Origin of the sequence: Nonomuraea sp. KM90 (assembly GCF_052246675.1) — a bacterium.
In the GTDB taxonomy this organism is placed as follows: Bacteria; Actinomycetota; Actinomycetes; order Streptosporangiales; family Streptosporangiaceae; genus Nonomuraea.
Genome location: NZ_JBQQCB010000204.1, coordinates 1 through 11,421, shown reverse-complemented (window position 1 = coordinate 11,421; position 11,421 = coordinate 1). Strand labels below are relative to the sequence as shown.

9 protein-coding genes are annotated in these 11,421 nt (G+C 69.1%); 5 read left to right on the top strand and 4 right to left on the bottom strand.

The window, feature by feature from the left end:
* Window positions 1-658: 658 nt before the first annotated feature.
* On the bottom strand, window positions 659-1,033 hold the full coding sequence (locus ACTWPW_RS60315; RefSeq protein WP_443174430.1) for a hypothetical protein: 375 nt from the start codon (window positions 1,031-1,033) through the stop codon (window positions 659-661).
* 14 nt (window positions 1,034-1,047) lie between these two features.
* A complete protein-coding gene (locus tag ACTWPW_RS60310) occupies window positions 1,048-1,779 on the bottom strand; it encodes a hypothetical protein (protein WP_443174429.1) in 732 nt (243 codons plus the stop codon).
* Between the two features lie 1,097 nt (window positions 1,780-2,876).
* Here ACTWPW_RS60310 and ACTWPW_RS60305 point away from each other — a divergent pair.
* A complete protein-coding gene (locus tag ACTWPW_RS60305) occupies window positions 2,877-4,379 on the top strand; it encodes a hypothetical protein (RefSeq protein ID WP_443174428.1) in 1,503 nt (500 codons plus the stop codon).
* Window positions 4,380-5,287: 908 nt separating this feature from the next.
* Here the strand turns inward: ACTWPW_RS60305 and ACTWPW_RS60300 are convergent.
* Window positions 5,288-6,220 (bottom strand): LysR family transcriptional regulator, encoded by a 933-nt coding sequence (locus ACTWPW_RS60300; RefSeq protein ID WP_443174427.1) that lies wholly within the window; start codon window positions 6,218-6,220, stop codon window positions 5,288-5,290.
* Window positions 6,221-6,335: 115 nt separating this feature from the next.
* Here ACTWPW_RS60300 and ACTWPW_RS60295 point away from each other — a divergent pair, with 115 nt between their 5' ends.
* On the top strand, window positions 6,336-7,220 hold the full coding sequence (locus ACTWPW_RS60295; protein ID WP_443174426.1) for an SDR family oxidoreductase: 885 nt from the start codon (window positions 6,336-6,338) through the stop codon (window positions 7,218-7,220).
* 108 nt (window positions 7,221-7,328) lie between these two features.
* Here the strand turns inward: ACTWPW_RS60295 and ACTWPW_RS60290 are convergent, their stop codons facing one another.
* Complete coding sequence (locus ACTWPW_RS60290) at window positions 7,329-7,562, bottom strand: DUF6289 family protein (protein WP_443174425.1); 234 nt, start codon at window positions 7,560-7,562, stop codon at window positions 7,329-7,331.
* Window positions 7,563-8,076: 514 nt separating this feature from the next.
* On the opposite strand from ACTWPW_RS60290, the gene ACTWPW_RS60285 reads away from it, so the two are divergent.
* From ACTWPW_RS60285 to ACTWPW_RS60275, 3 genes are all read left to right on the top strand, one after another.
* Window positions 8,077-9,108, top strand: coding sequence for a hypothetical protein (locus ACTWPW_RS60285; protein ID WP_443174424.1), 1,032 nt, complete (start codon window positions 8,077-8,079; stop codon window positions 9,106-9,108).
* A 415-nt stretch (window positions 9,109-9,523) separates the two neighbouring features.
* A complete protein-coding gene (locus tag ACTWPW_RS60280) occupies window positions 9,524-10,474 on the top strand; it encodes a pentapeptide repeat-containing protein (RefSeq protein WP_443174423.1) in 951 nt (316 codons plus the stop codon).
* A 629-nt stretch (window positions 10,475-11,103) separates the two neighbouring features.
* The coding region (locus tag ACTWPW_RS60275; RefSeq protein ID WP_443174422.1) for a hypothetical protein at window positions 11,104-11,421 on the top strand (318 nt) is incomplete at its 3' end.

Here is an 11,421-nt window from a genome sequence, read left to right as displayed (position 1 = left end):
GTACGAGGTGTCCTTCTGATTTGGGTTGCTGGAGCGTAGAGAACTCCCATCTTCCCAGGCCAAAGGGCACCTCGCCCTATTTCACAGTTCTTTTGTCAGATTCCCAGCGGTGGATCCAGGCTTAGAACGCCCATCAAAGAACGCCTTCGTGTTGATCGCCAGTTGGTCACCGTGCCGACCGCGGGCTGGCTGTGCGACAGGTACGGGCGCCGCCCAGCGATGGTCGCCGGATCGGTCGCGGCGGCGGTGCTGTTCTACCCCTTCTTCATGCTCGACACCGGCACTCCCGTGGTGATCTGGGCCGCCTTCGTCATGATCTTCACCCTCTGCAACGACCTGACGCTCGCCTCGCAGGCCACGATGTGTCGGAGCTGTTCGACGTCCGGACCGCTACACCGGCGTCACCTTCACCCACGACATCGTCGGCGGTTGCATCCCCTTCGTGGCCGCCTGGCTCGACGGCTGGTCGAGAGGTCAGCTCTGGCCCGTCGTGGTGGTGTCCGTCGCGCGGTGCCTGCTGTCGGTGCTCGGCAATAGGATCATCGACGAACCCGCCCACCTGCGGCAGCACGCCACCGGCTACGGCGCGCGGCGGCAACCCGGCGGCATGACCGGCGATCCTGGCCGTCACGAACGCCGCCCGACCCGGCGCCTCGGGTCAGGACAACTGCGCGCGCCGGCGGGGCTTACGCTTCTTGCCTTTCCGGAGTTCCTGCGACGCGTCGATGGTGTTGCCATCACCGTTGATGACGACTCCGCAGCCTATCGCGATGTTCGTGGGCCCCGACCGTTCGGGGACGGCCGGCTCCGGTAACGGCGATGCCGCCGTGGCCTCCGATGCGGACCTCCTTGATGTCATCGTGCCGAGGGCGGCGCCCACCATGCCCACAACCCCCGTGACGAAGCCGCCGACGCTCGCGAGTTGATCGGCGCTCTGCAACGTATGGTCGTACAGAAAGACGCCCAGCCCCGCCAGAGCGCCGGACGAGATCAGAATGGCTGACCACATGGCGGAGCGGCGGCCTTCTGCCATGGCTTCCTCCTCGACTATCGGCCGGGGCTCTCGAACGGCCCGTGCATTCTGGAGATGTCTCTTGTCATTCCGGACACCTCGCGGGTGCGGCGTGCGACCTCTTTGGCCGGTTCGGGAATCTTCCCGATCTCGGTGCGTATCTTCTGGACGATTCGGTTGTCGCGCCCGACGGTGCCCGTCGTGGCGGAGTCGCCGTACGCGGACAGTCCGTCCCCGGATCGCACGACGCGAGTAGGGCCGCCGTCGCAAGCCAGGGTGCGCACCAGCTTTTCCGGAGCCAGGTCCCGGGTGGCAGCGCCGATACGCCGGTTGAACTGCTGCGCGATCTCGCGATTCGAGGGATCCCGCAGAAGGCGGGCGAAGGTCGCGACCAGCTCCGGATCCCCTCCCAACAGCGTAGACACGGGTATCCCGCCACGGGCGATCACATGACTGATCTTCATCCGGGCGGTGTTCCGGTTTCCCCATGCGACGACGTCACAGCCGATCGCCGTCACGTCGACATGACGGGTCACCCTGAAGCTCACCATGTGCCTGTGGCGGTCGTCTGGTCCACGGGATTTCGTGAGCTCGCGCCGGAACCGGTCGTTCGCCCGGCGGTCGTCCGGATCGCCGATCAGGCGGATCAGCGCCTTGCGGGCGTCACCACCCCGGAGTTTCCCCGCCAGCTCATCCGCATCGAACCTCACGCTTCTGATGCGGTATTTGATCGTCCGTTCGGCCTTGTTGTCGTTCCCGATGAGCACGTGGGAGAACTTGTACAAGGTGACGTCGTGAACGGGCCGGGATCCAGTGCCATGCTGCTCAAGCCGGACGTGTGGTTCCACGGCTATCGTGACCACGGCCGGCTGGGGCGGGCGAGTGCGGCCGGGCTCGGCGCGGGCTGGCAGCGGGATCTTCCGCACCACACGCGTCGTGCGCGTCCGCGTCCGGGTGCCGGAAGGCGGGGGATCGTCTTCGCGGCGTGGCTCTTTATTGTTGCGCTCCGGTGGCCGCCGTGCATCCTGTGCAGGTTCGGGCGCTTGAGAGGGGACTTGGCTGGAATGATATTGCGGAGATTTCCGGTCACGCCGGGCTGATTGCGCTTGGTTGCGAGGCGGTCTCGATGCCGCGGGGAGCCTGAAATCGGCGGGTGAGAGCGCAGGAGAGAACTCGGACGAGGGAGACGGACCCGACATGCTGCTCTCTGGCTTGTCAGGCCGGGACGCGTCGGCCGCTCGATCCAGCGAGACGTCCGCGAATGAGGGTGCCGGCCGCGAGGGCGTCAAGCTATGCCTTGTGAACGACGCCGCGCCGGGCGGCGCGGAAGGCTCTGCCGCGGGGGCGGACTCCCCACTCTGCTCCGCGCGCGCCCTCCTCCGGTTGAGTTCCATCCGGATCGCGACGCCGAGGAACAGCCCGGCGAGAAGGAAACAGCTCATGGAGACCAGCGCGCTCACGGCACACCTGCCTGGTTCTACCGGCGGACGGAAGTCGACGGGCTTCACCACATGGCTGTGGTGAAGCCCCATCCTGGCCGAGCGGGCGGGCTTCGGCGTCTATCGCGACCGATCGAGTATGGTTCCTCAGCACTTCGTACGTACTTCAGGGGATGAAAACGGGCTTCACGGTGACGTACCACTTGCGCGGGAGGAGGCCGGGTTGCGCCGTTGCCGACCCGTACCGCGTCATGCGGCTGGCCATCCAGGCACGGCGGCCACACTCGAGCTCGCCTTCACCGCCTCACGGGAAGGTGACGCCGCCATGATCGAGCAGGGGCGCAGGCTGCTGCGGGCGTACGTCGCCAACGTGGCATCGGCTCGCTGAGTGCCGGTGGGAGTTGCGGGCTGCTAGCGTCTCCCCCGTGAGCGGAACTGATCGCAGGATCGGGGATACGGCGGTCATACCGTTACGCATCGGCGGATTCGGCGCCTGCAGGATCGTGGGGATGGACGGCGATCACCTCATCGTGGGCGTGCTCGACTGGCACTCCGAGACGGTGCCGTCCCTGGAGGACGTGGCAGTCGCGGGTACGCTGATTCTTGATCACCATTCACATGCGGCGGAACCCGCCGTGATATCCATCGACCGAACCGAGACTCCGCCTTCCGACCTGCGCTGGATCGGCACGCTGGACGGCATCGAGCCCGTTGCGAACTGCCCGCGTTCCGGAGGATGGGTGTACGTGCTCATCCAGGCGAACCTGCAGTGGCACTGGGATCTGTCCCTTCCCGAGGCGGCGAAGGCGGCCTACAAGGCCGCTGCCGTGATCCCATCGACGAGGGTGGAGCTGGACTTCGGACACGGGCGGAAGACGTTCCGCCTGGGAACGAGCCACCTGGACTTTCCCAAACTGGCCGCCGTCCCGCCTGACGCAACACCCGACTGGTCCCAGCTCGACGCCCTGCCGATGCTGACCGGCCTGACCTGGGAGGGGACTGACCGCGGGCTGATCGAGGCCATCGGCCGCCGTCCTCTCATCTCCGCGCTGCGCTGGCAGAACGCGCCGCCGCTCGTCGACCTCTCCCCGACGCGTGTCACGTCGTTGTGGCTCAGCGGAAGCTCTCCCCGACGGCTGCTGCTGCCGGACCGGTTCGAAAGGCTGACATTCGTGGAGCTCTCCGGTGAGCCGCCGGAGGTCGTGGCCGAGGCGGACGGCGCGCGCGTCGGGCTCTTCATCATTTCGCCGGACCCGTCCATACCCCCAGGTCTGCGCTCCGTCCGCAACCTTCAGCTCAGCGTGCGAGGATCCTTTTCCGTCGCGTCGTTGTCCGGTTTGGATGACCTCGAGGTCCTGCGCATCGACTGGACGACGTCTCCTGGCGAGTTGGCCGAGGCGCGGCAGCTCAGTCGTTTCCTCTCGCTCTTCAGTCTGGAGCTCAACTCCGCGTACGCCCTCGATGCCTCCTCGTTGCCGGAAACTTGGCCCGCGCTGCGTTCGCTGCACGTGGACGGGATCAGGCGGGAGACGGCGAAGCTGCTGAAGTCCCGGTACCGCCGGTCCGAGCTGGATCTCGTCGTCCAAGGCGCGAAGTCGGACGATTGGCTCGCCGAGAACCTGAACAACCCGTTCCGCGACTGGATCGAGGACGACCGGCGCGCTGCCGCGGCCGCCTGCAAGGCCTACACGACCGCCTCGCGCGCCCTTGGCGACCTCCCCGGCGATCCCGGGGAGCGGGCCGAAGCCGCGAAATCGGCGCTTCGCGCTTTCATCGAGACGCTCAATCTGGTGGACGAGCGTCACGACGGCTTCATCGACACCATCAGACGCGAGGAATCCGGCGAAGCCTTCGCCGACCTGGCCGAACGCGCCGGCATCAGCACCACCCAGGCCGACGAATGGTTCGACGACTGGCGCGATTTCTGAGGCGCCCGCTCCGGGCGGCGACACCCGAGTGTCAAGAGGCGCCAAAGTTCAGCGCCGCTGCTCAGCAGGTGATGGCAGGGTCGCGGGGTGCCCTGGCTGCTGCACTCCATTCGCGCGGCTCTCCGGACGGTGACAGGCATCCGCTGGTTGCTCGCGCGCTTACGGTGCTGCCCGAGCAGGCCCCGGTCTCAACAGAGCGATGTCCGGGCGGAGAGGGTGAAAGGCTCAGCTGGTGGGATGTGCCCTCAAGTTGCCAGCAAGTCGAAATCGAACCCGATGAGGAACAGAACGAACGCGACCAGGCGCGCCGGATGGCCGTCATAGTCGGGCCCGATTGCGTGGCGCGCGACGAACGCAGGCACGATCTATGAAGATCGTGACCAGCGGCACGACAACCACGGCAAGACAACCCGCGATCAGCAGCAGGCCGACCGGGCGGCGACGCCGGCAAGCGCGGCACACGTCCACAATGATCTGGCGCAGTGCCGGGGTCCTGGGCCAGGCGCTGCAGCGCGTACAGGCCTGCCAGCCGGACTGGGGCCTGGCCGCTGCCGAACTGCTCGGCGGCTTTGGTGTAGAGCTCGGTCACCCGGCGCTCAGCTGGCGTCGTGCGTGGTGTACGCGGTGGCCGGTTCGTGGTGCCGCTGGCGGCGTACAGCCGGCAGCAGCCAGGTGCTCACCATCCCAGTCGGCCGCGCCGACTAGCAGCGCAGCTGGAAGAGCCCCCACCACAGCGAACGCGGCGGCCGCAACTCGGGTGGACGGGCGGATGGCTCGGGAGCGCCGGACAGGCCCGTGCACGCTTCCTGCGGGCACTGGTTGATCAGGTCGGTAAGGGCTTGCCGGTCCTGCTCGGAGAAGCTTCGAGAAGGTGCGGCTGCGCAGCACCAGCGGCGGCGGGACGTACGTCATCCACCCGCCGGACCGCCCGCTGGCTCCGACCACCCCAGGGTTGCCCGCGAGCTGGTGAGCAGTGCCCTGGCGGACTTGCGGAACGCCGCCACCAGGCGGTTGCGGTCGCCGGCCCGGGTGGCCAGCACGACGTGACTCGGTTCGACGCCCTCCAGGGGGATCGAGGTGAGGTCCGGGCGGAGGCTGACGAAGATCGGGCCGGCCGCGATGGCCACCGCCTCGCCGGCGGCGATCGCCTCGTACTTGTCCTCGATGCCGGCGATGAGCGGGCCGTCGGGGGCCGGGCGGCCGTCGGGCCTGGGATCGATGCGCCAGTACGCCTCCCAGGCCGGGTCCGGGTCGGCCAGCCGGGGCAGCGGCTCGTCGGCGATGTCGTCCAGCGTCACGGATTCTCGGCCCGCCAGGCGGTGGTCGCGCGAGAGCAGCAGCATGCGCGGCTCGTCGTACAGGATCGTCACGTCGAGCCCGTCGGTCACCAACGGCAGCCGGGTCACCACCGCGTCCACACGGTGGTCGAGCAGGGCGGGGCGCGGCTCGTTCCAGGCCACGTGTGAGGTGCGTACGTCGGCGTCCGGGTGCAGGCGGCGCAGCTCGCGCACGGCCGGCGTGACGATGAGGCCCGCCGTGTACCCGATCGTGATCCGGCTGGGCCGAGCGGCGGCGCGCGTCTGCGCCGCCGCCTGGGCGGCCGAGCGCAGCAGCGTCTTGGCGCGGGGCAGGAAGACCTCGCCCGCCTCGGTGAGCCGCGTGCCTTGCGGGGTACGGTCGAGCAGGCGGGCGCCCAGTTGCCGCTCGAGGCCGCGGATCTGCCGGCTCAGCGACGGCTGGGTGATGTGCAGGGCCTCGGCGGCGCGGCCGAAGTGCCCGTGCTCGGCGACCGCCGTGAAGTAGCGCACGAGCCGCAGATCGAGGTCGGGCGAGTCGGGCATACACCGCAGCCTACTGCGGTGATGCCTGAAACGTATTGCGCGATGAGGAACAGGCTTTGGACGCCGTACGGCGCCGGCTCCGACGATGGGAACACCGCTGAAGAAGGAGATCATCATGCGTGTTTTCGTCACCGGTGCCACGGGATTCGTGGGTTCCGCCGTCGTTCGTGAGCTCATCGAGGCCGGGCACCAGGTTTCCGGTCTGGCCCGTACGGACGAGGCCGCCGCCGCGTTGAGGGCCGCGGGAGCCGAGCCACACCCGGGCTCGCTCGACGACCTCGCCGGCCTGCGCGCCGGGGCCGCCGCCGCGGAGGGCGTCATCCACCTGGCCTTCGTGCACGACTTCACGAACTTCGAGGCTGCCAACCAGACCGACCGGCGGGCCATCGCGGCGCTCGGCGAGGCGCTAACGGGGTCCGGCCGCCCGTTCGTGAGCACCTCGGGCACCGGCCTGCTCCCGCCTGGCCGCGTCGGCACCGAGGAGGACGAGCCGGGGACACATTCGCCCCGGGGGGCCGCCGAACAGGTGGCGCTGTCGTTCGTGGAGCGCGGGGTGCGGGTCTCGGTGTTGCGGCTGCCGCTGGTGCATGGGGAGGGCGACCCGGGGTTCGTCGCGACCGCGATCGGCATCGCCCGCGCGAAGGGCGTCTCCGCGTACGTGGGAGACGGCGGCCAGCGCTGGCCGAGCGTGCACCGGCTGGATGCCGCCCGCCTGTACCGGCTGGCCCTGGAGGAGGCTCCCGCGGGCGCGCGGCTACACGCCGTCGCCGAGGAGGGCGTGCCGGTACGCGACGTCGCCGGCGTCATCGGTCACCGGCTCGGCGTGCCGGTGACCGCGATCACCGCGCGGGAGGCGGGCGAGCACTTCGGCTGGCTGGCCTCCTTCGTCACGCCGGACATGCCGGCCTCCTCCGCCCTGACCCAGAAGCTGCTGGACTGGCGTCCCGGCCGGGCCGGGCTCATCGCCGATCTGAACGCGGGACACTACTTCACGGGCTGAGCTCCCAGCACCGCCAGTTCCTCCTCCAGGTCCTGCCCGGCGGCTGGGAGCCGCGCTCCGCGGCGGCCTTGCAGCTTGTCGAACCGCCTTGTCGCGCCCTGACGCCTGTCAGCAAGGGCTCTCGTAGAAGTCCAGGTAGCCGCTGCGGACGCCCCACATGTCGACCGCCCCATTGCAGTCCTCGTACTTCTCTCCGACCACGGTGGTGCGGGTGGAGTCGCTGTAGTAGACGGTGACGCACGCGTGGCCGAGCTTGCAGGCGCGGGCCTGGGCGGTTCCTGTGGTGACGGTGGTGACGGCGGCCAGGGCGAGGACGGTGGCCAGCAGGGCACGGCGGATCATGGGGTCCCTCCGGGGGGGTCGGAAGCTCTGTCTCGATGGTCGGCTGCCACGCCCGATCGATCAAGAGGCGAGCGCGGGTCGTCAGTGCCGGATCAGACAGGCACAACGTGCCGGGCCGCCCCAGAGGATGCTGTGTCAGCACCTGGTCCGGAGCCGAGATCCGCAGGAGGCAGCACGCACGGATGACGGCGCTGGCCGAACCGCCGCCCACGCCGACGTCCTGGTACGCGCCCTGGGCAGGACCCGCCGGCCTTCCCGTCGACGGCTCCTCCGACGCCGGCGCGGTGCACCGCCGCTACGTCCTCCCCCTCGGACCCGGCCGCACCACGTGGCCGCACCGGCTGATCGCCGCGGAGCCGGCCACCCTCAGTGGCGATCACGTGCCTGAGCGACCCGCCGATCCGGACCGCCGCCTCCCGGTCGGCGAGCTGAGGGGACTCTCAGCGCCTCTCAGCGAAATCAAAGGTCCGGCGAAGCAGACTTCCAGGGTCTCTCCCCCAGCCCAAGGAGCCGCATGAACAGCCGTTCCGATACTCACGCGATCGCGTCGTCGATCGGATGGTGGCGGCGATGGCCGTCGTGGGCGGGTCACGCCGCAGGCGGAGCAGCAGCCCTGTACGGCTGCGTGCTGCTGGTGGCCGCGCTCATGGGATATCGCTCGTTCCTCGGCGTCACCGACCTCGGCCTGCCCGACGCCACGTGGCCGGGCGCCGCGGTGCTACTCGCCGGATCCGCGATCGCCACCGCCACCGTACGCCCGTGGGGTGGACGGGTACCGCCTCGGGCCTTGTCGGCAGGCGCGTGGGCCGTGGCGGTGCTGGCCCTGGCGGGTAGCTGCATGGTGCTGCTCAACCTGATCCAGCTGGTCCTGACGGGCACCGTCAGCGACCGCCAGGGCAATAGCGACTGGGTGAGCTTCGCCGAGCGGTTATGCCTGGCCGTCCTCGGAGCCCTGTTCGTGGCCACCGCGCTGTCGCATGCCCGCCGTACCGCCGGCCTCTGCCCCCGGTGCGGCCGGGCGCATCCGCCACAGGCTTCGGGCCGGCGGCATCCCACGCCGCACGCGGCACCTCCCGTGGTGCGCCGGATCGTCTACGCCGGTGGTTGCGCGTGGCTTCCGTACCTCGTCCTGCACACCCTCGGCGCGGCCGGTGTCCCCGGAATCGAGCCCAACGGATTCCGGCCGACCTGGTACATGCTTCTCGCGGGGGTCTGCGGCATCGGGCTCGCCGTGTTCCTGCTGCTGGGACTTGTCCGGCCGTGGGGCATGGTCTTTCCCCGCTGGACGCTGTGGCTGGCGGGCAGACGGGTGCCCCGGTTCCTGCCGCTGGCACCGGTCTGGGTGGTCGCACCGACCCTTGCCGTGTACGGCACCACAAGCGGGATCCTCGCAGGCGCCGGCCTCTTGAGCGACGACCTGTTCGGCATCGGCGGAGCGGCGTCGCTGGCGTTCGGCGGATACGGCTGGGCGCTGGCCATCGCCGCCGTCTCCTACCAGCTCCGGACCCGACCCCTGTGCGTCCCGGCCGGGACGGCCGCCCCCTGAGGCGCCGATGGAGAACACCACGCTCGCCGAGCTATGGGGGGCGAGCGCGTCGTTGACCTGGAACCGCAACCGGGCTGCCGTCGTCTTGTGGCTGGTCTGGTGCCAGGCCAAGAAGGGGTGCCGGTAAGGAATGGAGCAACACGCCCCAACGCGAAGTTCCTGGGCGGCTTGACATAAAGGCCCTCCACTCGCCCAGGGTCCGTGCGATGAGCCCCAAGCTCGAAACCGTGGAACCTTTGCGCTCGGGGAGAGATCCAATAGGGACATGAGAGCCAGGCAACCGCGACTACCCACCCGCCAGGTCGTTACGGCGGCGACCGCAGCCAGAGCACGTCGCATGGCCGCAGCCGCAGAAGCGGCTCCTCCGCCGGCCCCGCCCCCCTCGATGCACTGGGCGTGGCGGTGGATACGCCAATTGCTGTGGCTCGTCCCCCTGCTGGCCGGGATCTTATGGGCCGCCTCGACCGCGGCTGACGAGTACGCCATCATCCCGGAGTGGGGACGCTGGATCCTGGCCGGTACCGCCCTGGCCGGTGCCGCCGTCCTCGGCATCGCCGTACTCATCGGCCCGGTCGCGCGCCGCCTCGCAGGTGAACGACACCCGCTCACCCAGGCCGAGCGCGGCCAGATGACCGCCACAGAACGCGTGGAGGCACTCAACGCCGCCCGCCACACCTTGATCCAAGCCGCCACGGGGCTGGTCGTTGTCGGAGGCGTCGTCTTCACTGTGCAGGGCCTGTGGTACACGGCGCAGTCGCTCGACGCCTCCACGCAGGGGCAGGTCACTGATCGGTTCACCAAGGCGGTCGAACAGCTCGGCTCCGACAAGACGGATGTTCGTCTGGGCGGCATATACGCCCTGGAACGGCTCGCGCAAGACTCCCCGCGCGACCATGTGGCCGTTTACGACGTGCTGGCCGCGTTCGTTCGCGAGCACGACCCGAAGCCCAGCGTCAAAGACAAGGATCTGCCCCCGGAGCCCACCACTGACGTGCAGGGCGCGTTGACCGTCATCGGCCTTCGCGACACTTCCTACGACCTTGCCCGCAATCGGCGTGTGCCCAACCTGTCCCAGATTCGCGTTCCTCATGCGTACCTGGTCCTGGCGTACCTGGCTGGCGCGGACTTGACAGGCGCGAACCTGACAGGCGCGAACCTGACCGACACTCAGCTGATGACCACGGACCTGAGCGACGCGAACCTGACCAACGCGAACCTGACCAACGCTGACCTCACAGGCGCGAACCTGACCAACGCGAACCTGACAGGCGCGAACCTGACCGGCACGAACCTGGGCGGCGTACGGGGAGTCACAGAGGACGAAATCAGGAAAGTCGCCCGTGTCGATACGACCACGATTTTCTGATCGCATCTGGGCACCCAAGGCCTGATCGACATGGCGGCGATGCGGCGGCGTAACGGGATCTCCTGGTGGCGGGCCGGTCTTTGACAGACTTCCCCGCTCGGGCCCGTGCGACCAACCGCAGTAGCTCTGGGTGACCGGGAGGGCTTGACATCAAGCTTGCGACCCGCCGTAGCTTCGGGCGTGCTGGGCCGTGACCTGCGTTAAGTCGCTCGTTCGGGCCGAGTGAAGCGATTCTCACCGCCGAGCGAAGATGCGCTGGGCCGCTCCGTCGGTCCCGTCCGACGCCACGCACTCGCGGCCCGCTGCTCCTGTCCGAACGGCGCCCCGTCCCCGCTCGTCTTACCGGCTGCCGTCGACATCTGCCCGCACACCGGCCGCAGTTCATCATGGGCAAAACCCGGCAAAAGACGTCAGAAGCCCCGATGGCGGCTGGTGACAGACACGTTTACGGCACCCCCTGTACGACAGCGCCCACCTCGGCTACGGCTCCGTCGGCCTCGCAGCCAGCGCGCCACGCGACGAACAAGACCAGCTGGGCACCCGCGGTTGGCCGATCATCCGGTCGCCTGCCGACACTCAGATGAGTGCACTCAGGCGAGAGAGGTGTCCTCCTGTGTGACCTCGAGCGCATGCTGCTGAACCTCTGCGGAGCGTTCGCACGTCTGAAGGTCATGCGCTCACTCGCCTTCCTCGCCCTCATGGTGCTGACCGCCTGCGGCAGCGGAGTGGCGGCCGACAAGCCGGTCACGTACGCGGCCGACGCCGTCTCCGTCCTGGAGGACCCCGGCCACGGGCCGCAGCTGTGCGCCGCGATGGCCGAGTCGCTGCCACCCCAGTGCAGTGGGCCGGACATCGTCGGCTGGGACTGGTCCAAGGTTGAGCACGAGAGCGTCCAGGGTACGAAGTGGGGTCAGTATCGGGTGGTCGGCACCTGGGACGGCTCCCGG